24 protein-coding genes, 1 tRNA gene, 2 pseudogenes and 1 riboswitch are annotated in these 24,934 nt (G+C 68.8%); of the genes and pseudogenes, 8 read left to right on the forward strand and 19 right to left on the reverse strand.

Features of this window, described 5'->3' with window-relative positions; translation table 11 throughout:
- Both QAA18_RS03870 and QAA18_RS03875 read right to left on the reverse strand, forming a co-directional pair.
- Positions 1 to 197: pseudogene (locus QAA18_RS03870) on the reverse strand (fumarylacetoacetate hydrolase family protein); the annotation flags it as partial.
- A gap of 29 nt (positions 198 to 226) precedes the next feature.
- The gene (locus QAA18_RS03875) at positions 227 to 490 is read right to left on the reverse strand and encodes a hypothetical protein (RefSeq protein WP_279411137.1); all 264 of its coding nucleotides are present in this window, start codon (positions 488 to 490) and stop codon (positions 227 to 229) included.
- Between the two features lie 95 nt (positions 491 to 585).
- On the opposite strand from QAA18_RS03875, the gene QAA18_RS03880 reads away from it, so the two are divergent.
- Positions 586 to 921 carry a Rieske (2Fe-2S) protein gene (locus QAA18_RS03880; RefSeq protein ID WP_279411139.1) on the forward strand — a complete coding sequence of 112 codons (336 nt, stop codon included), beginning with the start codon at positions 586 to 588 and terminating at the stop codon, positions 919 to 921.
- Here QAA18_RS03880 and QAA18_RS03885 read toward each other — a convergent pair.
- Genes QAA18_RS03885 through thiS form a run of 4 tightly spaced genes read right to left on the reverse strand, consistent with a single transcriptional unit; the run spans position 911 to position 4,530 of the window.
- The gene (locus tag QAA18_RS03885; protein ID WP_279411141.1) at positions 911 to 2,749 is read right to left on the reverse strand and encodes an SLC13 family permease; all 1,839 of its coding nucleotides are present in this window, start codon (positions 2,747 to 2,749) and stop codon (positions 911 to 913) included. The two genes, QAA18_RS03880 and QAA18_RS03885, sit on opposite strands and share 11 nt — an antisense overlap.
- A gap of 24 nt (positions 2,750 to 2,773) precedes the next feature.
- Entirely contained in the window at positions 2,774 to 3,496 is a 723-nt protein-coding gene (gene trmB / locus QAA18_RS03890) for a tRNA (guanosine(46)-N7)-methyltransferase TrmB (RefSeq protein ID WP_279411143.1), read from the reverse strand.
- Positions 3,493 to 4,296, reverse strand: a complete 804-nt coding sequence (locus QAA18_RS03895) for a thiazole synthase (protein ID WP_279411144.1) — start codon at positions 4,294 to 4,296, stop codon at positions 3,493 to 3,495. The genes trmB and QAA18_RS03895 overlap by 4 nt, the downstream gene beginning before the upstream one ends.
- Before the next feature lie 33 nt (positions 4,297 to 4,329).
- Positions 4,330 to 4,530: a sulfur carrier protein ThiS gene (thiS, locus tag QAA18_RS03900; protein ID WP_279411146.1), complete on the reverse strand. Its 201-nt coding sequence runs from the start codon at positions 4,528 to 4,530 to the stop codon at positions 4,330 to 4,332.
- A gap of 148 nt (positions 4,531 to 4,678) precedes the next feature.
- On the opposite strand from thiS, the gene QAA18_RS03905 reads away from it, so the two are divergent.
- The 5 genes from QAA18_RS03905 (at position 4,679) to QAA18_RS03925 (ending at position 9,788) form a co-directional block, all read left to right on the forward strand.
- Positions 4,679 to 6,463 carry an autotransporter domain-containing protein gene (locus QAA18_RS03905; RefSeq protein ID WP_279411193.1) on the forward strand — a complete coding sequence of 595 codons (1,785 nt, stop codon included), beginning with the start codon at positions 4,679 to 4,681 and terminating at the stop codon, positions 6,461 to 6,463.
- Positions 6,464 to 6,487: 24 nt separating this feature from the next.
- Positions 6,488 to 6,561: transfer RNA gene (locus QAA18_RS03910), tRNA-Gly, on the forward strand.
- Between the two features lie 24 nt (positions 6,562 to 6,585).
- Positions 6,586 to 7,488, forward strand: coding sequence for a 30S ribosomal protein S6--L-glutamate ligase (gene rimK, locus QAA18_RS03915; RefSeq protein ID WP_279411148.1), 903 nt, complete (start codon positions 6,586 to 6,588; stop codon positions 7,486 to 7,488).
- Between the two features lie 298 nt (positions 7,489 to 7,786).
- Positions 7,787 to 8,470, forward strand: coding sequence for a response regulator transcription factor (locus tag QAA18_RS03920; protein WP_279411150.1), 684 nt, complete (start codon positions 7,787 to 7,789; stop codon positions 8,468 to 8,470).
- A complete protein-coding gene (locus QAA18_RS03925; RefSeq protein ID WP_279411151.1) occupies positions 8,457 to 9,788 on the forward strand; it encodes a HAMP domain-containing sensor histidine kinase in 1,332 nt (443 codons plus the stop codon). The genes QAA18_RS03920 and QAA18_RS03925 overlap by 14 nt, the downstream gene beginning before the upstream one ends.
- Before the next feature lie 19 nt (positions 9,789 to 9,807).
- On the opposite strand, the gene QAA18_RS03930 is transcribed toward QAA18_RS03925, so the two are convergent.
- The 13 genes and pseudogenes from QAA18_RS03930 to recQ all read right to left on the reverse strand — a co-directional run bounded on the left by QAA18_RS03930 (position 9,808) and on the right by recQ (position 22,914).
- Positions 9,808 to 10,734 (reverse strand): branched-chain amino acid transaminase, encoded by a 927-nt coding sequence (locus QAA18_RS03930; protein WP_279411152.1) that lies wholly within the window; start codon positions 10,732 to 10,734, stop codon positions 9,808 to 9,810.
- A gap of 67 nt (positions 10,735 to 10,801) precedes the next feature.
- On the reverse strand, positions 10,802 to 11,365 hold the full coding sequence (locus QAA18_RS03935) for a hypothetical protein (RefSeq protein ID WP_279411160.1): 564 nt from the start codon (positions 11,363 to 11,365) through the stop codon (positions 10,802 to 10,804).
- A 72-nt stretch (positions 11,366 to 11,437) separates the two neighbouring features.
- Positions 11,438 to 12,295, reverse strand: a complete 858-nt coding sequence (gene metF / locus QAA18_RS03940; RefSeq protein ID WP_279411161.1) for a methylenetetrahydrofolate reductase [NAD(P)H] — start codon at positions 12,293 to 12,295, stop codon at positions 11,438 to 11,440.
- Positions 12,295 to 12,675, reverse strand: a complete 381-nt coding sequence (locus QAA18_RS03945; protein ID WP_279411163.1) for a four helix bundle protein — start codon at positions 12,673 to 12,675, stop codon at positions 12,295 to 12,297. The genes metF and QAA18_RS03945 overlap by 1 nt, the downstream gene beginning before the upstream one ends.
- Positions 12,676 to 12,697: 22 nt before the next feature.
- Complete coding sequence (ahcY, locus tag QAA18_RS03950) at positions 12,698 to 14,143, reverse strand: adenosylhomocysteinase (protein WP_279411164.1); 1,446 nt, start codon at positions 14,141 to 14,143, stop codon at positions 12,698 to 12,700.
- A 20-nt stretch (positions 14,144 to 14,163) separates the two neighbouring features.
- Positions 14,164 to 14,239: riboswitch (S-adenosyl-L-homocysteine riboswitch) on the reverse strand.
- 11 nt (positions 14,240 to 14,250) lie between these two features.
- Positions 14,251 to 15,468, reverse strand: a complete 1,218-nt coding sequence (metK, locus tag QAA18_RS03955) for a methionine adenosyltransferase (RefSeq protein WP_279411165.1) — start codon at positions 15,466 to 15,468, stop codon at positions 14,251 to 14,253.
- A gap of 103 nt (positions 15,469 to 15,571) precedes the next feature.
- The gene (gene dusB / locus QAA18_RS03960) at positions 15,572 to 16,591 is read right to left on the reverse strand and encodes a tRNA dihydrouridine synthase DusB (RefSeq protein ID WP_279411166.1); all 1,020 of its coding nucleotides are present in this window, start codon (positions 16,589 to 16,591) and stop codon (positions 15,572 to 15,574) included.
- A 19-nt stretch (positions 16,592 to 16,610) separates the two neighbouring features.
- On the reverse strand, positions 16,611 to 16,949 hold the full coding sequence (locus QAA18_RS03965; protein ID WP_279411167.1) for a YegP family protein: 339 nt from the start codon (positions 16,947 to 16,949) through the stop codon (positions 16,611 to 16,613).
- Between the two features lie 55 nt (positions 16,950 to 17,004).
- Positions 17,005 to 17,979, reverse strand: a complete 975-nt coding sequence (locus QAA18_RS03970) for a ribokinase (protein WP_279411169.1) — start codon at positions 17,977 to 17,979, stop codon at positions 17,005 to 17,007.
- A gap of 16 nt (positions 17,980 to 17,995) precedes the next feature.
- Positions 17,996 to 19,291, reverse strand: coding sequence for a nucleoside permease (locus tag QAA18_RS03975; protein ID WP_279411170.1), 1,296 nt, complete (start codon positions 19,289 to 19,291; stop codon positions 17,996 to 17,998).
- A 33-nt stretch (positions 19,292 to 19,324) separates the two neighbouring features.
- Entirely contained in the window at positions 19,325 to 20,452 is a 1,128-nt protein-coding gene (locus QAA18_RS03980) for a GGDEF domain-containing protein (protein WP_279411171.1), read from the reverse strand.
- Between the two features lie 69 nt (positions 20,453 to 20,521).
- Positions 20,522 to 21,082, reverse strand: a complete 561-nt coding sequence (locus QAA18_RS03985; protein ID WP_279411172.1) for a TMEM165/GDT1 family protein — start codon at positions 21,080 to 21,082, stop codon at positions 20,522 to 20,524.
- Positions 21,083 to 21,092: 10 nt separating this feature from the next.
- A pseudogene (recQ, locus tag QAA18_RS03990) lies at positions 21,093 to 22,914 on the reverse strand (DNA helicase RecQ).
- A 319-nt stretch (positions 22,915 to 23,233) separates the two neighbouring features.
- Between recQ and QAA18_RS03995 the strand changes: the two are divergent.
- A complete protein-coding gene (locus QAA18_RS03995; RefSeq protein ID WP_279411174.1) occupies positions 23,234 to 23,716 on the forward strand; it encodes a hypothetical protein in 483 nt (160 codons plus the stop codon).
- A gap of 88 nt (positions 23,717 to 23,804) precedes the next feature.
- Positions 23,805 to 24,896 (forward strand): hypothetical protein, encoded by a 1,092-nt coding sequence (locus QAA18_RS04000; protein ID WP_279411176.1) that lies wholly within the window; start codon positions 23,805 to 23,807, stop codon positions 24,894 to 24,896.
- Positions 24,897 to 24,934 lie beyond the last annotated feature (38 nt).

Genomic DNA, 24,934 nt, shown 5'->3' on the forward strand with positions numbered 1-24,934 from the left:
GCGACCACCAGCTCGACTTCGTGGTGCAGCTCGCGCGTGGCCGGCGGGTAGGGCACCACGCCGTCGCGGACGATGGCGTCGGCGGGCTTGAGGAAGAATACGGGGCGGCCGCGGTCGGCGGCGGGTGCCGGGGTGGCGCCCATTTCGCGGGCGTGGTCGGCGAAGTTGCGGCCGACGCAGTAGATCCGGTGGACGGGCAGCATCGGCGCCGGGCTGCGGTGGCCGCTCAGGCCTTGCCGACGACCCGGAACTCGCCCTCGACCACCTGCGCGTCCCGCGCGGGCGCGGCGGGGCGCTTGCGCAGCAGCCGCGCCGCCAGGCCGATGGCCAGCATCGCCGCACCCACGAACACGCTGAAGAACACCAGCACCGCCAGCACCACCAGGCCGAGCAGGCCCATCAGGATCCGCAGCAGCGGATTGCGCCGCAGGCGCGGCTGGGCGTTGCGGAAGAAGGCGTGGCGATCGAAACGGAAATGCAGGGCGGACATTCGGTGGACGGTCTCGTGACACAATTCGGCAACGGCCGGGGACCGGCAGTATCGGACGAGGCGCAGTCGGGTTTGTGAGAAGTTCGTTAAATCCTGTGGAGCCGGTCACGCTTGCGAGCCTCCAGGCCATCGAGGACGGCGGTTTCGCCGAGGCCGAGGCCGAAATCGACGGCTCGGCCGAGTCGCTGATCCTCTACCGCGACGGCGACTCGGTGCGGGCCTGGCTCAATGTCTGCCCGCACGCGGGCCGCCGCCTGGACTGGGCGCCGGGCCAGTTCCTCAAGTCGAAGGACGGCCTGCTGGTGTGCGCCGTGCACGGCGCCAGCTTCGAACTGCAGCGCGGCGAATGCGTGGCCGGGCCCTGCCGCGGCGATTGCCTCAAGCCGGTGGCGGTCGAAGTCGCCGGCGACGCCGTGTTGCTCAGAACATGAGGTTGACCGCGACCACCACGATCGCGGTGTAGACCAGGGTCAGCGGCCCGCCGACGCGCCACATGTCGCGCGGCGTGTATCCCGCCGGGCCGGTGATCATCGAGATCGACGGGTTCGAGGCGGTGATGAAGTTGTTGGAGGCCGACAGCGCCACGATCAGGGCGAAACCGGTGGGATCGCCGCCGACCGCAAGCGCCAGGTTGATCGCCAGCGGCACCATCACGATGGTCGCGCCCACGTGGCTGATCACCATCGAGAACGCGGTGGTCAGCAGCGCCAGCACCAGTTCGATCACCCAGATCGGCAGGCCCTCGGGCAGGCGCTCGATGCTGTGGCCGGCGATCCATGCCGCCGCGCCGCTGCTGTCCATCGCCCAGCCCAGCGGAATCAGGCAGGCCATCAGGAACACCGTCTTCCAGCTGATCGCCGAGTAGGCCTCGTCCATCTTCAGCACGCCGGCGACCAGCATGCCCGCCACGCCGGTCATTAGCGCGATGGTGGTCGGGATCCGCGACGACAGCGCCAGCAGCATGCACACCGCGAAGATGCCCATCGCGATCTTGAACTTGTGCGGGCGCTGCTCGCCCTTCGGGTAGTCGGTGACGACCACGAAGTCGCGGCCCTTGGCCGCCTCGGCCAGGTCGGTCCAGATGCTGTGCAGCACCAGCATGTCGCCGGCGCGCAGCTTCATCGAGCGCACGTCCTCGTTGTGCACTTCCTTGTCGCGGTTGATCGCCAGCAGGCTGATGCCCTGCTGCTTGCGCAGGCGCAGGTCGGCGGCGCTCTTGCCGATGAACTTCGAGGTCGGCGGCACCACCGCCTCGGAAATGCCGGCGCGGCTGGGATTGAACAGGTCGCCGAACTCGCGCAGCCGCGTGGACAGGCGCAGGAAGTGGTTCTGGGCGAAGTCGGCGACCTGCTGGCGCACGCCCATCACCCCGAGCACGCTGCCGACCCAGATGCGGGTGTCGCCCGGAGGCGCCAGGCGCGACTCGTTGCCGGTCTTGAGGGCGAGCACCAGCGGCGCGCCGTGCAGGCGCTCGGCCTCGCCCAGGGCCATGCCGACCAGCGGGCTGTCGGCACCGACGGTGAGTTCGAACACCTCGCCCTCGATGCCGTAGGTGTTGGCGAAATAGCTCTGCGTGCGCGCGGGCGTCACGCCCTTGTCGCTGTCGCCGCGCAACAGCTTGCCGCCGAAGAAGTGGAAGTAGAGCAGGCACGCCGCGAGCAGCGCCAGGCCGATCGGCAGCGGCGCGAACATCTTCAGCGGCTCCAGCGTGGCCACGCCCGACGGCAGGTTGGCGTTGGCCGACACCAGCAGGTCGTTGAGCAGGATCAGCGGCGAGTTGCCGACCATGGTCAGGCCGCCGCCCATGATGATCGCGGCCGACATCGGCATCAGCAGCCGCGACAGGCTCAGGCCGGTGCGCGCGGTCAGGCGCGAGGCGATCGGCAGGTACAGCGCGGTCACCGAGGTGTTCTGCATGATCGCCGAGTTCATGCCGGCGACCGCCGAGGTGAGGACCAGCAGCCGTTTCTCGACGCCGTGCGCGCGCCGCAGCAGCCAGCCGGCGAGGCGGTTGAGCGCGCCGGTGCGGTCCAGGCCGGCGCCCAGGATCATCGTCGCCATGACGTTGATCACCGCGTCGGAGGAGAAGCCGCTGAAGATGTCCTCGGCCGCGACCAGCCCGGTGAGGCCGAGCAGCACCAGGACCACCAGCGCGACCACGTCGGCGCGGATGCGCTCGAACATGAACATGACCATCGTGAAGCCCACCAGCCCGAGCACGAGCTTCATGTCGGTGGTGAGCGTCAGCGCGGTATCCATCGGGCGGCGTTCGGTCCTGGCGCTTCAGCAGCGGTCGTAGAGCAGGTCCCAGACTCCGTGGCCGAGCTTCAGGCCGCGGGCTTCGAAGTGGGTCTGCGGGCGCCAGTCCGGCCGCGGCACATGGCCGCGCGGTCCGGCGCGGTTGCGCAGGCCCGGAGTGGCGTCGAGCACGTCCCACATCTGTTCGGCATAGTCGTGCCAATCGGTGGCAAGGTGCAAGCGCCCGCCGGGCGCCAGCTTGCGCACCAGCAGCGCCGCGAACGCGGGCGACACCAGCCGGCGCTTGTGATGGCGCTTCTTGTGCCAGGGGTCGGGGAAATAGATCCGGACCTCGTCGAGGCTGGCGTCGGCGACTTCGTTCTGCAGCACTTCCACCGCGTCGTGGTGGTACAGGCGGACATTGCGGGCATCGTCCTGCGCCAGCGCATTGAGCAGGCGACCGACACCGGGCGCATGCACCTCGATGCCGATGTGGTCGCGCTCCGGGTCGCGGGCCGCCGAATGGCGCAGGGCCTCTCCGTTGCCGAAGCCGACTTCCAGGATGCGCGGCGCCTGGCGGCCGAAGACGGAATCGAAGTCGCGCGGGCTGCCCTGGTAATCCAGCCCGAAGCGCGGCCACAGCGCATCGAAAGCACGCTGCTGGGCCGGGGTGAAGCGGCCCTGGCGCAGCACGAAGCTGCGCACGGCGCGATGCCCCGGCTCGACGGTGAAAGGCTTGCGATCCGGCGCCCGCGCGGTACCCGTCATCCGCCGACCAGACCGTCGACGGGCGAGGAAGCGCTCGCGTAGCGCTTGCGCGGAATGCGGCCGGCGAGGAAGGCGTCGCGGCCCGCCTGGATCCCGAGTTGCATGGCGCGGGCCATGCGCACCGGATCCTTCGCCCCGGCGATCGCGGTATTCATCAGAACGCCGTCGCAACCCAGTTCCATCGCGATCGCCGCGTCGGATGCGGTGCCGACGCCCGCGTCGACGATGATCGGCACCTGCGCGTTCTCGACGATCTCGAGCAGGTTGTAGCGGTTCTGGATGCCCAGGCCGGAACCGATCGGCGCGGCCAGCGGCATCACCGCCACGCAGCCGATCTGCTCCAGGCGCTTGCACAGGATGGGATCGTCCGAGGTGTAGACCATCACGTCGAAGCCTTCGGCCACCAGCGTCTCGGCCGCGGCCAGGGTCTGCACCACGTCCGGGAACAGGGTGCGTTGGTCGCCCAGCACCTCGAGCTTCACCAGCTTGTGCCCGTCCAGCAGTTCGCGCGCCAGGCGGCAGGTGCGCACGGCTTCCTCGGCGGAATAGCAGCCGGCGGTGTTGGGCAGCAGGGTGTAACGGTCGGGTGGCAGGACGTCGAGCAGGTTGGGCTCGTCCGGGTTCTGCCCGATATTCGTGCGGCGGATCGCCACGGTGACGATTTCGGAGCCGGCGGCCTCGGTGGCGCGGCGGGTTTCGTCCAGGTCGCGGAACTTGCCCGTGCCGGTGAGCAGGCGCGAACGGTAACGCTTGCCGGCGATGACCAGTGCGTCGTCGCCAGCGGGGGAGTTTGCTTTCATGCCGCGATTTTAGCGGGTTTCCAGTGCCGGACCCTAACCGCCGCCAAGTGCGTGCACGATCTCGACGCTGTCGCCTTCGGCCAGCTCGTGGGTGGCATGCATGCTGCGCGGGACGATCTGTCCGTTGACCTCGACCGCCACCCGGCGCTGGCCGTATCCGGCCTCGGCAAGCAGGGCGGCGATGGTGCACGGAACGGGGAGGTCGTGGCTGGCGCCGTTCAACTGGATTTTCATGCCGCCATTGTCGCAGGATAGGCCCCATGCGGCGGCGTATGCCCCGCTGCCGCCCGACCTCAAGGAGATCACTGTGTCGAAAACCAGCCCGTCGTCGAACCGCAAGCCGCTCCGCACCCTCCTGGCCGCCGCCCTGGCGCTCGCCGCCATGCCGGCCATGGCCCAGGATTCGCCCTTCTCGCAGACGGTTTTCTTCGGCGACAGCCTGACCGACAGCGGTCACTTCCGCCCGGTACTGATCCAGATGCTGGGCCCGAACGGCGCCCTCATCGGCAAGTTCACCACCAATCCCGGCCTGGTCTGGTCCGAATACCTGGCCGACCGCTACGGCACCAGCGCCGCCACCGATGGCGAAGGCGGCACCAACTACGCCGTGGGCGGCGCGCGGGTCGGCGTCGACACCGTCGGCGGCCTGGGCGCGACGCCGTCGCTGGCCACCCAGGTCGGTGCCTACCTCGGCAGCAACGGCGGCCAGGCCGATCCCAATGCGCTGTACACGGTCTGGGGCGGCGCCAATGACGTGTTCAGCATCACCGATCCGGCGCAGGCCCCGGCCGTCATCGGCGGCGCGGTCACCGCCGAAGTGGGCATCGTCGGCGCGCTCAAGGCCGCCGGCGCGCAGTACGTGATGGTCGCGAACCTGCCCGACCTCGGCCTGACCCCGTCGTTCCGCGCCGGCGGCGCGCCGATGATGGCGCAGGGCACCGCCCTGGCCTCGGCCTACAACGATGCCTTGTTCTCCGGACTCGCCAGCCAGGGGCTGTCGGTGATCCCGGTCGACACCTTCAACTTCCTGCGCGAGGTGGTCGCCGATCCGGGCGCCTACGGCTTCACCAATGTCGTCGGCCAGGGCTGCTCGACTGCCGTCCAGGGCGGCAGCGCGCTGTTCTGCAGCCCGGCGTCCTACGTCGCGCCGGGCGTGCCCGACACCTACATGTTCGCCGACGGCGTGCATCCGACCACCCGCACCCACGCGATGATGGCCGACCTGGCCGCCTCGATGATCGACGGCCCGCGCCAGGTCGCGATGCTGCCGCACGTAGAGTCCTCGGTCGGCCGTGCCCGCGCCGAGCGCGTGGCGGCACGTACCAGCCGCGCGCGCGAGGCCGGCGAGGGCATGCAGTGGTGGTTCGACGTGCGCGCCGATTCGCAGCGCTACGGCGGCGGCGAGGATTACGACGGCATCGGCCCGGCGCTGACCATCGGCGTCGAGAAGGCCAGCGGCAACTTCATCTACGGTGCCTTCGCCGGCTACAGCCAGCAGGCCATGGACTGGGGCCTGCGCCGCGGCAGCTTCGACCAGAGCGACGCCACCGTGGGCGGCTATGCCGGCTGGAGCTCGGGCGCCCTGTGGATCAACGGCCAGGTGAGCTACTCGCAGGTCGGCTACGACATCGACCGCGAGGTGCAGCTCGGCCCGGTGACCCGCGTCCACAGCGGCTCGCCCGACGGCAGCAACCTGAGCGTCGGCGCCGGCATCGGCTGGGACTTCGGCCAGGGCAGCGCGCTGCGCCACGGCCCGGTCCTGACCGTGCTCTCGCAGCAGATCGACGTCGACGGCTACGCCGAATCCGATGCGTCGCTGTCCAGCTCGCTGGCCTATTCCGACCAGTCCGTGGATTCGCTGATCGGCAGCATCGGCTGGCAGCTGGAGTGGTCGCCGACCGATCGCATCCACCCCTATGCCCGCATCACCTGGGACCGCGAGTTCGAGGACGCCCCGGAGCAGGCCTTCGCCACGGCGCAGACGATCCCGGGTTCGCTGGAGTACGCGGTGCCAGGGCTGGCCTTCGACGACATGTACGGCACGGTGCTGTTCGGCGCCCGGACCGAGATCCTCGGCATGGAAGCCAACGTCGGCGCCACCGCGACCATCAACCAGGGCGGCGGCAACGACGCCACGGTGTTCGCGACCTTCGGCAACCGCTTCTGAGTCGCGCTAGAATCCGGTTCCCGCGCGGGTGTAGCTCAATGGTAGAGCTGTAGCTTCCCAAGCTACTGACGAGGGTTCGATTCCCTTCACCCGCTCCAGCACTTGCCAGGCTTCAGCCCCGCATGAAGCTCGCCATCCTGTCGCGCAACGCAAAGCTGTACTCGACCAGGCGACTGGTCGAGGCGGCGCGCGAGCGCCACCACACCGTGCGGGTGCTCGACCCGCTGCGCTGCTACCTGCGGATCAGCGCCGGCGGCTTCGCCATGCACTACAAGGGCAAGTCGATCGCCGGCTACGACGCGGTGATCCCGCGCATCGGCGCTTCCATCACCCGTTACGGCACGGCGGTGCTGCGCCAGTTCGAGCTGATGGGCACGCACACCCCCAACTGTTCCGACGCGATCGCGCGTTCGCGCGACAAGCTGCGCAGCCACCAGTTGCTGGCGGCGCAGGGCATCGGCCTGCCGGTCACGGTGTTCGGCGACAACCCGGACGACACCGACGACCTGCTGTCGATGCTGGGGCCGCCGCCGCACGTGGTGAAGCTCAACGAAGGCACCCAGGGCGCCGGCGTCATCCTCACCGAGAAGCCGTCCGCTTCGCGCAGCGTGGTCGAGACCCTGCGCGGCCTGTACGCGAACTTCCTGGTGCAGGAGTTCATCGCCGAGGCGCGCGGGGCCGACATCCGCTGTTTCGTGGTCGGAGACCGGGTGGTGGCCGCCATGCGCCGGCAGGCGCCCAGGGGCGAGTTCCGCTCCAACCTGCATCGTGGCGGCACCGCGTCCCCGGTGCGGGCTTCCGCGGCGGAGCAGGCGACCGCGGTGCGGGCCGCCGCCGCCCTCGGCCTGGGGGTCGCCGGCGTGGACCTGATCCGCTCGAAGCGTGGTCCGCTGGTGCTGGAGGTCAACTCCTCGCCCGGGCTGGAAGGGATCGAAGCGGCCACCGGCGTGGACATCGCCCGCCGGGTCATCGACTACGTGGTGGCGGGGTGCCCGGCCCCGGCCAAGGGTCGCAGGGCTGCGTGAGACTGGTGTCCGGAGGGGTCGCTTTCACGCATTCTTAACGGCCCTTTTAACGGCTGTTTAATCGCCCCCTGCGTAGCCTAGTCCGGACCGCGAACCTGCTCTCTCCAGCTCGTCACACTCGTCAGGTGCCGCTGTCCGGCGTCGCAGTTTTCGGTAATCGGGGCAATGCTTTGGCCCAGGCGCGGGTTTCCGCGCCTGGGTTTTTGTTTGCCTGCGCCGGCGGTGCCTGCATGCGGGCATTCACCAGGCCGTATGCCAGAATCAGGGCAGCTTCCGTCGCCCCCGCACAGGAATCCGAATGCGCATCCTCGTCATCGAAGACAACACCGATATCGCCGCCAACCTCGGCGACTACCTGGAGGATCGCGGGCACACCGTCGACTTCGCCGCCGACGGCGTCACCGGCCTGCACCTGGCGGTGGTGCACGACTTCGATGCCGTGGTCCTGGACCTGAGCCTGCCGGGCATGGACGGGCTGGAGGTCTGCCGCAAGCTGCGCAACGAGGCGCGCAAGCAGACGCCGGTGCTGATGCTGACCGCCCGCGATTCCCTGGACAACAAACTGGCCGGCTTCGACTCGGGTGCCGACGACTACCTGATCAAGCCGTTCGCGCTGCAGGAGGTCGAGGTCCGCCTCAATGCCCTGGCGCGGCGCGGCAAGGGCATGCAGACCCGGGTGCTGGACGTCGCCGACCTGGAATACAACCTGGACACGCTGGAAGTGCGCCGCGGCGGCAAGCTGCTGCAGCTCAATCCGACCGCGCTGAAGATCCTGCAGGCGCTGATGGAGGCTTCCCCGGCGGTGGTGACGCGGCAGGAACTCGAGACCCGGGTCTGGGGCGAGGAGCTGCCCGACTCGGACTCGCTGCGCGTGCACATCCACGGCCTGCGCGCGGTCGTCGACAAGCCGTTCGACACCGCGCTGATCCAGACCCGCCACGGCATCGGCTACCGGATCGCTGCTCCAGATGGCGGCAACTGAAGAAGAGACCTCGCGGCGCAAGCCCGCGGCCCGGTATCGGCGCCGGCTGCGCACCCGCATCATCCTCTCGTTCCTGCTGCTCGGCTTCGGCCTGACGCTGCTGCTCGCCTTCGCCACCAACTGGGCGCGCAATCGCGTCGAGAACCAGCTGGTCGAAGATGTGATGAACAAGAACATCGACGAGTACGCCCGCCGGTTCTATTCCGATCCTGCGAAGAATCCCGACCTGCCGGTGCAGCAGATGCTGGCGCGCGTGGTCCGGCAACCGAACTTCGAGGCGCTGCGCCGCGAGCAGCCGGACTGGTACGAGTTCAAGGACGGCATCCACACCGTCACCGGCACCAACCCGGACGGCACGCCGTTCTCGTACAAGCTGGCGGTCCGCAAGACGCCCGAGGTCTGGTTCTTCCTCGCCTACGACATGAGCCAGTCGGCCCGCGGCGAACGCCAGTTCAACAACGCGCTGATCGCGGTGGTCCTGGTGTTCACCGCCTTGTCGCTGCTGGTCGGCTGGTGGGCGGCCTCGAGGGTGATGAGCCCGGTGTCGGAACTGGCGCAACGTCTGCGCGAGTCGGGCGCCAGCTCGCAACCCGAGGCCCTGGCCGCGCACTTCCCGGACGACGAGGTCGGCGAACTGGCCAAGGCGCTGGACGACTACGCCGCGCGCCTGACCGAGGTGGTGCAGCGCGACCGCGAGTTCAATGCCGACGTCAGCCACGAACTGCGCACGCCCCTGGCGGTGGTGAAGGGCGCGGTGGAGCTGTTGCTGTCGAAACCGGACCTGGACGAGAAGAGCCAGGCGCGGCTGTTGCGCATCCAGCGCGCCGAGCAGCAGTGCACCGACCTGATCAGCGCGCTGCTGCTGCTGTCCCGCAACGAGCGCGGGCGCGGCAGCGCCGACGTGGCGCGCATCGCCGAGCAGCTGCTGGACACGCACCGTGCGCAGCTGCGCGGCAAGTCGCTGGAGCTGCGCCTGGAAGGCGAACGCGGGCTGGTCGTGGATGCGCCGGACGCCGCGGTCGCGGTGGCGCTGGGCAACCTGATCGGCAACGCCGTGAAGTACACCGCGCATGGCGAAGTCGTGGTCCGGCTCCGGCCCAATGCGGTCGACGTGGTCGATTCCGGTCCGGGCCTGAGCCCCGAGGATGCGGCGCGCCTGTTCGAGCGCGGTTATCGCGGCACCCACGCCGAACATTCGATCGGCGGCGGCATCGGCCTGTCGATCGTGCGCCGCCTCTGCGACCTCTACGGCTGGGACGTGCGGGTCCTTCCGGGGCCGCACGGCGGCGTGCTCGCCACCCTGACATTCGGCACGTAGGAGCGCGCCCTGCGCGTGATCAGACGGGCTCGAGCCAGCCGTACTTGTCGGGCGTCCTGCCCTCGAACAGGCCGAAGAACAGTTCCTGGATCCTGCGCGTGACCGGACCGGCCTTGCCCGCGCCGACCTGGCGGCCGTCGACCGAGCGGATCGGGGTGATCTCGGCGGCGGTGCCGCACATGAACAGCTCGTCGCACAGGTACAGGTATTCGCGCGGCAGGTCGCGTTCGACCACGGCGATGCCGGCGTCGCGGGCGAGGGTGATCAGCGAGTTGCGGGTGATGCCGTTGAGCAGCGCGGCGCTGACCGGCGTGGTGTGCAGGGCGCCGTCGAACACCAGGAACAGGTTCTCGCCCGCGCCTTCGCTGAGCAGGCCGGTGGATGCCAGCGCGATGCCTTCGCCGAAGCCCAGGCGCCGCGCGTCGCGCGCGATCAGCTGGCCGGAAAGATAGTTGCCGCCGGCCGTGGCGCCGGCCGGAATGGTGTTGGGCGCGAACCGCTGCCAGCTCGACACGCAGGCATCGATGCCCTGTTCGAGCACGCCTTCGCCCAGGTACGGCCCCATCGCCCAGGCGGCGACGACCACTTCGATCGGCGTTTCGGCCGAGAGCCCGAACCCGCCGAGGCCGCGATAGGCCAGCGGGCGCAGGTAACCCTTGGTGAGTTCGTTGCGGCGCAGGACCTCGCGGCAGGCAGCGTTGATCTCGTCCAGGGTGTACGGGATCTGCATGTCGTAGATCCGCGCCGACGCGTACAGGCGGCGGTTGTGGTCGCTGAGGCGGAAGATCGCCGGACCGGACGGGGTCTGGTAGCTGCGGATGCCTTCGAACACCGAAGAGCCGTAGTGCAGCGCATGCGACATCACGTGGGCGGTGGCCTCGGCCCACGGCTTGATCGCGCCGTTCTGCCAGATCCAGGCCGGATACTGCGTCTTCGGATTCGACATGCTGGGACTCCCGGCGGGAACGCCCCGCGCTGAAGCCCACCATTCTAACGGCGCCGTGACCCGCCAGTCAGAACGAGACGAAGTAGCAACCGGCGTATCGATGCACCTGGAAGTCGATGGCCGAGGCGCCACCGCTGGCGTCGGCCAGCAGCAGCTGCAGGCTGCCGGGGTCGAAGGAGCGGCTGTCGATCACCTCATGGCCCAGCAGGCCCTCCAGGCGGTTCATCGTCGCCCGCCCGGCGGAAGTGGACATGCCTGCGAAGTGGTAGCTCTCGGCGACCCGGTTGACGTCGCCCAGGGCGAGCGCGCCGTACAGGTCCATGGCCAGTTGCGAACGCGAGCGCGCGCAGCCGCCGGCGGGCGAGCGGCGCCCGATGCCGCCGCGCGACCACGTCGCCAGCGCGCCGGCGTCCTCCATGCTGGTGCCCCAGTCGATGTCCGCGATCGGCTCGCTGGCTTCCAGCGTCGATCCGCTGCCGAAGATCGCGCAGCCGCGGTCGGTGTAGCCGACGCTGCCGTCCGGTGCGCGGCACTTCTGCAACGTGGTCGTGCCGGCGGTCGCCGGCATCGTGGCGGGGATCACGCTGGCCATGGCGGCGACCAGGGCGGCGGCGAGCAGTGGGGTATTCATGTGCGGACGCGCTGCGGGGTGAGCCGCATCGTCCGCCTGCACGCGTCAAATCCGCGTGCGATCCGCGGCTATTCAGCGCAAACGCTGCAACACGTTCAGTGTCGGTTTCGAAAGGTTGAGCGTATAGAAATGCAGCGCAGGCGCGCCACCATCCACCAGGCGCCTGCACATCGACGCCACCAGGTCGGCCGCGAACGCGCGGATCGCGTCGGCGTCGTCGCCGTAGGCATGCATGCGCTTGGCGATCCACCGCGGGATCTCGGCGCCGCAGGCCTCGGAGAAGCGCCGCAGCTGCGAGACGTTGGAGATCGGCATGATGCCGGGCACGACCGGCACGTCCACGCCAAGCGCGCGCACGTCCTCCACGAAACGGAAATAGGCGTCCGCGTTGTAGAAGTACTGCGTGATCGCACCATCCGCGCCCGCATCGACCTTGGCCTTGAAGTGGCGCAGGTCGGCCAGCGCGTCGTCGGCCTGCGGGTGGCATTCCGGATAGCAGCCCACCTCGATGTGGAACCAGTCGCCGTGCTCGGCGCGGATGAACGCCACCAGGTCGGTGGCGTAGCGCAGGTCGCCCATCCGGGCCATGCCCGAAGGCAGGTCGCCGCGCAGCGCCACCAGCCGGCGGCAACCCATCGCCTTGTACAGCTTGAGCAGCTGGCGGATCTCCTCGCGGCTGCCGCCCATGCAGCTCAGGTGCGGCGCCGCATCCAGCGCATGCTTCTCGCGCAGGCGCTGGATGGTCTCCGGCGTGTACGACAGCGTCGACCCGCCGGCACCGAAGGTGCACGACACGTACTCCGGATCCTCGCGCCGCAGCCGGGCCGCGGTGCGGTCCAGCTGCGCGCGCTGCTCGTCGGTCTTCGGCGGGTAGAACTCGAAGGAGACGGGAACGCCGGGAGAGGGGAGACGGGAAACGGGAGACGGCATCAGTCGATCCTTGCGGCAGGTTCGGCGAGGCGTTTGATCAGAGCGTTGAGCCGTGCAAAGACGCGCTCGACATGGTCGTCGAGTTCTGAAGACGTTTCCGCCAAGCCGAGGCGGCTTGCGATGAGAAGTTGTGTTTCGAGCTCCGACAGCGAGCCCCTGGCGATACTCAGATGGTGCACGTACTCCTTCCTCGAGCGGCGGGCCGCGCCTTCGGAAATATTGGAAGGAACGCTGACGGCCGCACGCCGCAATTGCGACGTGAGGCCATACCGCTCTTCAGCAGGAAACCCGGCGGTGTGCCGGTAAATGCTTTCCACCAACCCACTCGCGTCTTGCCAGACATCCAGTTGGTGATGAGGTCGGCTTCCCACGTCTCCCATCTCCCTCTTCCCGTCTCCCCGCTCAGTACCTGTAGTGTTCGGGCTTGAACGGCCCATCCACCGGCACGCCCAGGTAGTCGGCCTGTTCCTGCGTCAGCTTCGTCAGCTTCACGCCGATCTTCTCCAGGTGCAGGCGCGCGACTTCCTCGTCGAGCTTCTTCGGCAACAGGTAGACCTGCTTGCCGTAGGTTTCCTTGTTGGCCCATAGGTCGATCTGCGCCAGGGTCTGGTTGGCGAAGGAGTTGGACATCACGAAGCTGGGGTGGCCGGTGGCGCAGCCCAGGTTCACCAGCCGGCCCTCGGCGAGCAGGAAGATGCTGTTGCCGGACGGGAAGGTGAACTTGTCGACCTGCGGCTTGATGTTGGTCTTCTGCACGCCGGGCAGGGCGTACAGCGCGTCGACCTGGATCTCGTTGTCGAAGTGGCCGATGTTGCAGACGATCGCCTGGTCCTTCATCGCCTGCATGTGGGCGACGGTGACGATGTCCTTGTTGCCGGTGGTGGTGACGTAGATGTCGCCGCGGCCCAGCGTGCTCTCGATGGTGTTGACCTCGAAGCCTTCCATCGCCGCCTGCAGGGCGCAGATCGGGTCGATCTCGGTGACCACGACGCGTGCGCCGTAGGCGCGCATGGAGTGGGCGCAGCCCTTGCCGACGTCGCCGTAGCCGCAGACCACGACCACCTTGCCGGCGAGCATCACGTCCATCGCGCGCTTGAGGCCGTCGGCCAGCGATTCGCGGCAGCCGTAGAGGTTGTCGAACTTGCTCTTGGTGACCGAGTCGTTGACGTTGATCGCCGGGACCAGCAGCTTGCCCTGTTCGGCGAGCTGGTACAGGCGGTGCACGCCGGTGGTGGTCTCCTCGGAGACGCCCTTCCAGCCTTCGACGACGGTGTGCCAGTAGCCCGGGCGCTCCTTGGCGACGCGCTTGAGCAGGTTCTTGATCACCTGTTCCTCGTGCGAGGAGGCCTTCTCGTCGACCCACTTGCTGCCGTTCTCGAGCTCGTAGCCCTTGTGGATCAGCAGGGTGACGTCGCCGCCGTCGTCCACCACCAGCTGCGGACCGCGGAAGCCGCCCTTGCCGTCGGGGAAGCTCAGCGCGTCGAGGGTGCAGTCCCAGTATTCCTCGAGGGTCTCGCCCTTCCATGCGAACACCGGGGTGCCGCTGGCGGCGATCGCCGCGGCAGCGTGGTCCTGGGTGCTGAAGATGTTGCACGACGCCCAGCGCACGTCGGCGCCGATGTCCTTGAGCGTCTCGATCAGCACCGCGGTCTGGATGGTCATGTGCAGCGAGCCGGTGACGCGCACGCCCTTGAGCGGCGCCTGCGCGGCATGCTTGCGGCGGATCGACATCAGGCCCGGCATCTCGTGCTCGGCGATGTCGATTTCCTTGCGGCCGAAGTCGGCCAGCGAGATGTCGGCGATCTTGTAGTCGCCTTCCTGGGAAAAGGTGCGGGGTTGTGCGTTCATGGTGGTGCTCCGTCGGATGGATTCAACGGGCGCCGTTGTCGCTTCGTCCCGCCGAGCCTGGCCGTCGTTGCGACGGTCGCAGCGCCCCTCGGCGGGACGGGGTCATGTCACTTCAGTTTGGCAGCCTTGCGCAGCTCGTCGGCCTTGTCGGTCTGCTCCCACGAGAACGCGGTCGCCTTCTGCTTCTTGCCGGCGCCGTCGACGTACTCGACCGCCTGCGGCTTGCGGCCGAAGTGGCCGTAGGCCGCGGTGGCCTGGTACATCGGGTGGATCAGGTCGAGCATCTGGATGATGCCGTACGGACGCAGGTCGAAGTGCTTGCGGATCAGCTTCTCGATGACGTCGTCGCCGACCTTGCCGGTGCCGAAGGTGGTGACCGAAATGCTGGTCGGCTCGGCCACGCCGATGGCGTAGCTCACCTGCACTTCGCAGCGGTCGGCCAGCCCGGCGGCGACCACGTTCTTGGCGACGTAGCGCGCGGCGTACGCGGCGGAACGGTCGACCTTGGACGGATCCTTGCCGGAGAACGCACCGCCGCCGTGGCGGGCCCAGCCGCCGTAGGTGTCGACGATGATCTTGCGGCCGGTCAGGCCGCAGTCGCCCACCGGGCCGCCGATCACGAACTTGCCGGTCGGGTTGATGTGGAACTTGGTGCCCTTGTGCAGCCACTTGGCCGGCAGCACGGGCTTGAGGATGTGCTCGCGCACGGCCTCGACCAGATCCTTCTGCTTCACGCCCGGGTCGTGCTGGGTGGACAGCACCACCGCGTCGATGGCGACGGCCTTGCCGTTGTCGTAGCGCAGGGTGACCTGGCTCTTGGCGTCCGGGCGCAGCCACGGCAGCGGCGAGTTCTTCTTCTTGCGCACCTTGGCCTGCTGCTCGACCAGGCGGTGGGAAAGGTGGATCGCCGCCGGCATGTAGCTGTCGGTCTCGTTGGTGGCGTAGCCGAACATCAGGCCCTGGTCGCCGGCGCCCTGCTCCTCGGGCTTCCTGCGGTCCACGCCCTGGTTGATGTCGGGCGACTGCTTGCCGATGAGGTTGAGCACGCCGCAGGTGGCGCCGTCGAAGCCGACTTCGCTGGAGTCGTAGCCGATGTCGAGGATGACCTTGCGGGTCAGCGCCTCGAGGTCGATCCACGCGCTGGTGGTGATCTCGCCGGCGACGATCGCCACGCCCGTCTTGACCATGGTTTCGCAGGCCACGCGTGCGCGCTTGTCCTGGGCCAGGATGGCGTCCAGCACGGCGTCCGAAATCTGGTCGGCGACCTTGTCCGGATGGCCCTCGGAGACCGACTCGGAGGTGAAGAGGTAGGCGGAACGGCTCATGCGGGACTCCAGGAGAGGGATATATCCCTTGATACGGATGAAAGGATGGGCGCGGATGATACACGGAGAACCCGGGTGGGACCACATTTCCCGCCCAGGGCGTTCATGCTGCCTCGCGGGCCGTTGCCGCCCCGTCGGCCACCAGGCCCTCGAAATATTCGCCTGTCAGGCGCAACTGCTCGGCGGCCGTCGCGGCGCGGTTGACCACGGCGCGGAAGGCATGGTTTTCCGGGCGGTCCTTCGCATACCAGCCCAGGTGCTTGCGCGCGATGCGAACCCCGGCCTCCTCGCCGTGGAAGGCATGCAGGTCGCGCAGGTGGCCCAGGAGGATGTCGCGCACCTCGTCCAGCGAGGGCTCGGGCAGCAGTTCGCCGCGCGACAGGTAGTGCCAGATCTCGCGGAAGATCCAGGGACGACCCTGCGCCGCGCGGCCGACCATCACCGCATCGGCGCCGGTGAGGCGCAGGACTTCGGCGGCCTTGTGTGGCGAATCGATGTCGCCGTTGGCGATCACCGGGATGGAGATCGCGGCCTTGATCGCGGCGATGGTCCCGTATTCGGCCACGCCGGTGTAATGCTGCTCGCGGCTACGCCCGTGCACTGCCAGCGCGGCGATTCCCGATTCGCGCGCAATGTGGGCGATGGCGGGGGCATTGCGGTGCGTGGCGTCCCAGCCGGTGCGGATCTTCAGCGTCACCGGCACGTCGACAGCGGCCACGACCGCTTCGAGGATCCGCGCCACCAGGGCTTCGTCGCGCATCAGCGCGGAGCCGGCCCAGGCGTTGCAGACCTTCTTGGCCGGGCAGCCCATGTTGATGTCGATGAGCTGCGCGCCGTGGTCGACGTTGTGGCGTGCGGCCGCCGCCATGGTCGCGGGATCGGTGCCGGCGATCTGCACGCTCACCGGGTCGGGCTCGCCGGCGTGGTCCATGCGCCGCAGCGATTTGGTCGTGCCCCAGAAACGGGGATCCGAGGTGGTCATCTCCGACACCGCCAGACCGGCGCCCAGCCGCTTGCACAGTACGCGGAACGGCTTGTCGGTGACGCCCGCCATCGGGGCTAGGATCACCGGCCTGTCGATCCGGTAGGGGCCGATCTGGAGCGGGGCGGGGGCTGCGGGCATCGCCCCATTATCGCCTGCCTCAGGGCCGCGTGTTGTCCACCACCGTGGCCAGCGGCGCGCTCGTCATCACGGCCCGGATGCCGTTGTCGCGCGCGGTCGTGGTGCCGTACATCTGGCTCTGGCCGATGACCTGGCCGTTGCGCGCCATCATGGTGAAGTACGGGCTGCCGTTCTTCGCCGCCAGGCTGGAGAAACTGGAAGCGACCGAGGCATGCGCGCGCACGGACTGGATCCCCGCCTGGCATGCCGCCTTGGTCGTATAGCCCTGGCTGACGAGGATCACCTGGCCGTTGGCCGACTTGAGCACGAAACCGAACTTGTCGTCGTTGCGGGCATTGATCTCGAAACGAGCTGTCATGACTGCCTCCCCGATCGAACGTATTCATGTTCGTCCCCGGCAGGTTATGCGCGCGTTAATCCGGGGTAAAGCGCGCTTCCACCTGCTCCCGCGACGGCATCGAGGCGGCGGCACCGTGCCGCTCGGTGGACAATGCGGCGTACCGGCCTGCGAACCGGGCCATGTCTGCAAAAGCGGCACCGGATCCGGCAATCGCGGCAGCCAACGCGCCATTGAAGGCGTCGCCGGCGCCGGTCGTGTCGATGGCGGCGACCCGCTCGGCGGGCAGCCGGTAGCAGTTGCGCGTGTCGCCATGACGGTCCTCGTCGCGATGCGAGACGAAGGCGCCAGCGGCGCCCAGGGTCACCACCACGGTACCGCCGGGCAGCAGCCCGCGGCATAGCGCGTGCAGGGCTGCGTCGTCCATGCCGGCGACGGCCTCCGCGCCGATGGCCGCCCCGGAAGCATTGGCAAGGCCGGCGAACTCGGTTTCGTTGGGCGTCAACACGTCGGCCAGGCCCAGCAACGCATCGCGCGCGGCGGCGTCGAGCGCGGGCGCGGGTGCCGGATTGAGCAGGGTGGTCGCGCCGCAGGCACGACCCGCGCGCAGCGCGGCGACGACGGTGTCGTACGGCGTTTCCAGTTGCGCCAGCACAACGGCCGCGTCGCGGAACAGGGGAGCGCGGGACTCGACACTGGCCGGGTCGAGCCGGGCATTGGCGCCGGCGCCGATCACTATGCTGTTGCGGCCGGCGGCGTCTACGAAGATCCCCGCGGTGCCGGTCGGCGCATCGCTGGGCATCGCATGCAGGTCGATCGCGTCCCCGGCGGCCAGCGAGCGCGCGAGTGCGCCACCGGCGTCGTCGCCAAGCGCGCACACGAAGCTGGTCGCGGCACCGGCACGCGCGGCGGCGACGGCCTGGTTGAATCCCTTGCCGCCGGGCCCGCTCAGGTAGTCGCCGGCCAAGGTCGCGCCCGGTGCCGGCAGTTCCGCGCAGCGCCACACGTGGTCGACATTGAACGACCCCACGACGACCACCTTGCCGGCCACGACGGCGATGCCCGCGTCAGGGATTGGCGACGTCGGCGCTGCCGTGCGCGGCGACCTGGTCGCCTTCGCCGCGCCGGTGCCGGTGCTTGAACAGCAGCACGAACGCGATCGCCATCGCCAGCGCGTACAGCGCGAACGTCACCCAGATGCCATGCCAGTCCTTGACGCCGGCAACGTCGGTGAACCAGCGATCGATGACGAAGCCCGCAACCAGGCTGCCCAGCACCGCGCCGATGCCGTTGGTCATCAGCATGAACAGGCCCTGCGCGCTGGCGCGGATGCGCGGATCGCTCTGCTGCTCGACGAACAGCGAGCCGGAGATGTTGAAGAAGTCGAAGGCCATGCCGTAGACGATGCACGACAGCACGATCATCCACAGGCCGGGACCCGGGTCGCCGTAGGCGAACAGGCCGAAGCGCAGGAACCAGGCCAGCATGCTCATCGTCATCACGGCCTTGATCCCGAAACGCTTCAGGAAGAAGGGAATGGTCAGGATGAACAGCGTTTCCGACACCTGCGAGATCGACATGATGATCGCGGGGTAGCGGACCGCGAGATTGTCGGCGTATTGCGGATCGCTGCTGAACTCGCCCAGGAACGTGCCGCCGTAGGCGTTGGTCAGCTGCAGCGCCGCGCCCAGCAGCATGGCGAAGACGAAGAACACCGCCATGTTGCGGTCGCGGAACAGGCGGAACGACGACAGGCCGAGCACGTCGACCAGCGCACGGCTCTCGCCATGCCCCAGGCGCGGCGGCGCCGGCGGCAGGGTGAACGCGTAAAGGCCCAGCGCGACCGCGGCGGCGGCGGCGATGTAGAACTGGCCGGGCGAGGTCTCGAGCTGCAGCAGGCTCGTCGTCCACAGCGCCGCGATGAATCCGATCGTGCCCCAGACCCGGATCGGCGGATAGTCGCGGACCACGTCCAGGCCTTCCTGCTTGAGCGCGTTGTACGACACCGCGATGCCCAGCGACAGCGTGGGCATGTAGCAGATCATCGTCGCCAGCATTACCCAGAACATCGCTTCGGGGCTGTCGACCATCGGCACCATCGCCAGGAACAGCGCGCCGCCCAGGTGCAGGATGCCGTAGAGCTTGTGCGCGCTGATCCACTTGTCCGCGACCACGCCCATCAGTGCGGGCATGAACAGCGCCGAGATGCCCATGGTGGAGAAGATCGCGCCGAAGCTCGTTCCCGACCAGCCGCGGTTCTCGAACCAGTAGCGTCCGATGGTGATCAGCCACGCGCCCCAGATGTAGAACTGGAGGAAGTTGGCTACGGTCAGGCGCAGTGCCAGCTGTCGTTTCGGAGTCACGCACTTCCCCCAGGTCGATTGCTCCGCCGCATTCTACGGGTCGCGGGCCATGACACGGTTGCCGCCGTGGCGCTTGCCCGCCCGCTGGCGACGGTCGGCGCTGGCCAGCAGCGACGACAGGTCATCGCCGTCCTGCGGCCATGCCGCCAGCCCGGCGCTGAAACTCAGCCGCTGCGGGTCCACGCCGCGCCCCGGCTGGAACGGGTCTTCCCACAGCAGCCGCCGCATCTGCTCGATCCGCTCCCACGCGGTGCCCATCGGGCAATGCAGCAGCGCGACGAACTCGTCGCCACCCATGCGCACCAGGCGCTCCCCGTCATGCAGGCCCTGGCCGACGGTGGCCACGACGTGGCGCAGGGCGCGATCGCCGTCGATCCGCCCCAATTCATCATTGACCCGGCGGAACCTGTCCAGGTCGAACAGGGCCAGGGTCATCGACCCGCCACCGCGCAGGCGTTCGAGCAGGCGTGGCATCTGCTGCAGCAGCCACATCCGGTTCGGCAGCCCGGTGAGGCCGTCGCGCCCCGACATCTCCACCAGGCGCTGCATGCGGTGCACGATGGCCGCCGTGAGCAGGGTCATGATCAGCAGCAGCAGCAGCCGCTCGAGCTGGTTGGCGGGGATCGCGGTGCCGTAGTCGGGCGACACCAGTTCGGCGGGGCCGCCGGCGGTTGCGAACAGCACCCAGGCCAGGACGCCGTACTGCACGATCGACAGTGCGCCCGCGTACAAGGTGAGCCGGCCGTCGTTGCGCAGCGCCGTCATCGCGATGGCGATCAGGTAGAAGGCCCACACCACCATGCTGTTCATGCCGGCGACGCGATCGCCCAGGGCCAGCAGGACCAGCACGCCGGTGGTGGTGGAAACATCGTAGGTACAGGTGGCGTAGGGCAGCCATGCGTGCTGGCGACGGTGGCGCGCCAGCACCAGCCACACCTGCGCCATGATGTTGACGAAGACAGCGGCGGCAAGGCCGATCACGGTTTCGCCGACCTCGGCGCCGGACACGGCGCCCACCAGCGGCAGCAGCAGGATCAGCGCCGACAGCGCGGCGCGCAGGCGCGCGACCAGCAATTCGCCGCCCGCGCCCAGTTCCAGCATGACTTCGTCGGGCCGCGCCAGCAGGGAGCGCAGCAAAGTCGCCAGGCGGTTCGTGCCCATGTCCCGCGCGCCTTCAAGCACCGGCCGTCCTCCTCCCCGAGAGGGCCAGCATACTCAAGCCGCGCAAGTTCAGGCGACGCCGGCGACGGCAGCCCACAGGCCCAGCGCCAGGAACACCACCGCCGCCACGATCCGCGCCGCGCGCAGCGGCAGGCGGTCGGCGAAGCGGCTGCCGAGCGCGACTACCGGCACGTTGGCCAGCATCATCCCCACGGTGGTGCCGGCCACGACCTGCCATAGCGGGGGATAGTTGGCAGCCAGCAGCACGGTCGCCACCTGGGTCTTGTCGCCCATCTCGGCCAGGAAGAAGGCAATGGTCGTGGCCACGAATGCGCCGCGCGGCGGCAGGCTGGCGCCGTCCTCCAGCTTGTCCGGCTTGAGCGTCCACAACGCGATGGCGATGAAGCTCGCGGCGACGGTCCAGCGCAGGACCTGCGGCGTCAGCCAGGACGCGGCCGTGGCGCCGAGCCAGCCGGCCATCGCATGGTTGAGCAGGGTGGCGACGAGGATGCCGGCGACGATGGGCCACGGCTTGCGGAAGCGCGCCGCCAGCAGCAGGGCCAGCAGCTGGGTCTTGTCTCCTATTTCGGCCAGGGCGACGGTGACGGTGGAGACAAGCAATGGTTCCATCGGTCCTATTCTACGAGGGGGTCTCCTCGAGAACCGCGAGCAACGCATTCCCGTAGCGATCCAGCTTGGCCGCGCCGACACCGGGGATGCCGGCCAGGCCTTCGACGTCGGCCGGCGGCGTCAGCGCGATTTCGCGCAGCGTGCGGTCGTGGAAAATCACGTAGGCAGGCACGTTCTGCGCGCGAGCGGTCTCGGCGCGCCAGGCGCGCAGGGATTCGAAGCGCGCCGCGGCAGCCGCGGGCAAGTCCACCGGCGCGGCTGCCGTGCCTGCGGCCGCGGAATCACGCTTGCGCTTGCGCGCCTGGGCCGGGGGTTCGGAACGCAGGGACACGCTGCGTTCGCCCTTCAGCACGGCTGCACTGGCGGCGGACAGTCGCAGCGCTCCGTGGCCTTCGAGATCTACCTCGAGCAGCCCGGCTGCGACCAGCTGGCGGAACACGCTGCGCCACTGCCGCGCGTCCAGCTCCGTGCCGATGCCGTAGGTGCTGAGCGTTTCGTGGCCGAACTGGCGGATCTTCGCGGTGTCGGCGCCGCGCAGGATGTCGACCAGGTGCGCGGCGCCGAAGCGCTGGCCGGTGCGGTACACGCACGACAATGCCTTCTGCGCCGCCACCGTGCCGTCCCAGGATTGCGCCGGCGCCAGGCAGTTGTCGCAGTTGCCGCAGTCGCCCGGATGTTCCTCGCCGAACCAGCCCAGCAACTGCCTGCGGCGGCATTGCGTGGACTCGCAGTAGCCGATCAGCGCGTCGAGCTTGCGCCGTTCCAGGCGCTTGCGCTCCTCGCCCGCGTCGGAGTCCTCGATCATCCGCCCGAGCAGGACCGCGTCGCCCAGGCCGTATGCCAGCCAGGCTTCGGCCGGCTCGCCGTCGCGCCCGGCGCGGCCGGTTTCCTGGTAGTAGCCCTCCAGCGACTTGGGCAGGTCCAGGTGCGCGACGAAGCGCACGTCCGGCTTGTCGATGCCCATGCCGAACGCGATCGTGGCGACCATGACCACGCCGTCCTCGCGCAGGAAGCGGCGCTGGTTGCCGGCGCGGACCGCCGCGTCGAGACCGGCGTGGTAGGGCAGGGCCTGGATGCCGTGGGCGGCCAGGCATTCGGCGGTCGCCTCGACCTTGCGCCGCGACAGGCAGTAGACGATGCCGGCCTCGCCGCGATGGCCGTCCAGGAAATCCAGCAGCTGCCGGCGGCCGTCGTGTTTGCCCTCGACCCGGTAGCGGATGTTGGGTCGATCGAAGGAGCTGACGAACTGGCGGGCGTCCTCCAGCGCAAGGCGCTCGGCGATCTCGCGGCGGGTCGGCGCGTCGGCGGTCGCGGTCAGGGCCACCCGCGGCACGCCGGGCCAGCGTTCGTGGAGGATGGTGAGTTCGCGGTACTCCGGGCGGAAGTCGTGCCCCCACTGCGACACGCAGTGCGCCTCGTCGATGGCGAACAGGGCGACCCGCGCCTGGTCGAGCAGGCCCAGGAAACGGGGCGTCAGCAGTCGCTCCGGGGCCACGTAGAGCAGGTCCAGCTCCCCGGCCAGCAGCGATCGTTCCACCGTTGCGGCCTCGCCGGCCTCCAGGCTGGAGTTGAGGAAGGCAGCCCGGACACCCAGCTGGCACAAGGCCTCCACCTGGTCCTGCATCAGTGCGATCAGCGGGGAAACGACGATCCCGGTGCCGTCCCGGAGCAGCGCGGGGAGCTGGTAGCACAGGGATTTGCCGCCGCCGGGTGGGCATCAGCACCAGCGCGTCGCCGCCATCGACAAGATGGCCGACGATGGCTGACTGTTCACCGCGAAAGGCGTCGAATCCGAAGATTTTCCGCAATGTGGACAGTGCTGTTCCTGGCATGGGACGGGCAGATCGCGTGGGGTGGGCCAGCATGCCACGGCGGCCGGGTGGGCGCCGGAGGTGAACGCAAGCGCCGACTTTTGCGCTGATCTGGGATGCCAGTCACGGCATTCGAGCGCAATTTTGAGACGATGGTCACGCAAATTCGCCGCCAATGCGTTCACAATGTTCAGCAAGTCGTGATTGCAGTTCACATTTTGGCCGTGGTACCGTTCCCATAACGGAAATATCACGCCACGCTCACATCTCCTTTCGGGTGCCCAAATCACCGGATCGGGGGAGCAGGACCGCAAGGCCGGCCTTTACAGGGGACATCGCTATGAAGATTTCAGGCATCCGGTTGCTGGGCGCAATGCTCTGCATTGCCGTTTCCGGCGTCGCCGCCGCCCAGGACGCAAGTCCCATCCAGATCTCGAACGCCGTCTTCCAGGAAGTGGAAGTCAAGGCCGACGACGGCTCGGTCAGCACCAAGCTGGTCCCCGCCGCCAAGGTCGTGCCGGGCGGCGAAGTCGTCTACCACATCGACATCGTCAACAACGGCGCCGCAGCGGCGACCGATGTCGCGATCGACAACCCCGTTCCGTCCGGCCTCGTGCTCAGCAGCGATCCCAAGCCTGCCCCGAGCGCGGTTTCGGTCGACGGCGGCGAGACCTTCGGTGACCTCGCCGGACTCACCGTCACCGGGGCCGATGGCGAGGAGCGCGCCGCGCAGCTCACGGACGTGACCCACCTGCGCTGGGTCATCGCCACGCTCGATCCGGGCGCCACTACCCAAGTCGTTTTCCGCGCCCGGGTGAAGTAAGCCGGGGTTTTCGTCGTATCCACGGGTCGGCGAGGAGCCGGCCTCCATAAGACCAACGCGTTACAGCAAGCTACAGGGGACCCAAAGCATGAAGTTCGCGACTACCAAGATCCTGGCGGCGGCGTTGCTGCTGGCCGCAGGAACCCAGACGGCGTTCGCCTCCAGCGACAACAAGGCCGGCGACACCATCCACAACGAAGCCGAAGTGACGTTCACCGTCAACGGTGTCGTCCAGACCACCCAGCCCGTCGGCACGGCGGACTTCACCGTCGACCGCCTGGTCAATGTGGTCGTGGCCGCCACCTCCGCCGGCGAGACCAGCCCGGGCGCGACCCAGGGCGCCGTGCTCTTCACCGTGACCAACGACACCAACAGCGCGATGGACTTCGCCCTGACGGCTGCCAACGGAGCCGGAACCGACGAGTTCGACGTTGGTCCGTTCACCTACTACATCGACGACGGCGACGGCGTGTTCGAGCCGGGCGCGGGCGACGGCGCTGCCGTGACCTTCCTCGATGAAGTGGATTCCGACGATGTCGTGTCGGTCTGGGTCGTGTCCGCGATCCCGAACGGCCTGGCCAACGGCGACACCGCCCTGGTCACCCTGCTGGCCACGGCGCACGACGCCGGCGGCGCCGGCCTGGGTGCCCTGACTACGGAGACGGCAGGCGCCAACACCGCGGGCATCGACAACGTGTTCGGCGACGCAGCCGGCGAAGTCGACGACGCCAACGAAGGCGACCACAGCGCGGAAAGCAATTACGTGATCACCACGGCGTCGATCTCCGTCACCAAGAGCTCGGCGGTGGTCTCGGATCCGTTCAACCTCACCACCGACCCGAAGGCGATCCCGGGCGCGACCATGGTCTACTGCATCGCGGTGACCAACGGCAGCGCGACGGTTCCGGCCACGGCCGTGACGATCTCGGACGACATCCCGACCGGTACCAGCTACAAGGCGGGCACGATCCGCGTCGTCCCCAACGCGATCACCTGCAACGCAGCCGCGATTTCGGCCGGCGCTGCGATGTCCGACGCGGTCGACGTGGAAGCCGACGTGGGTACCAACCCTGCCGGCACCACCGGCGACGCCGGCGGCGGCGCGGGCCCGATCACCACGGTGACCGACCTGCCCGTGAGCGCGACCACCACCACCGTCTTCCAGGTCACCATCGACTGACGACGGGTCTGCCTCCCGGCGATCGCTGCCCTGCGCAG

Source organism: Luteimonas sp. 8-5, from assembly GCF_029763755.1.
Taxonomy (GTDB): domain Bacteria; phylum Pseudomonadota; class Gammaproteobacteria; order Xanthomonadales; family Xanthomonadaceae; genus Cognatiluteimonas.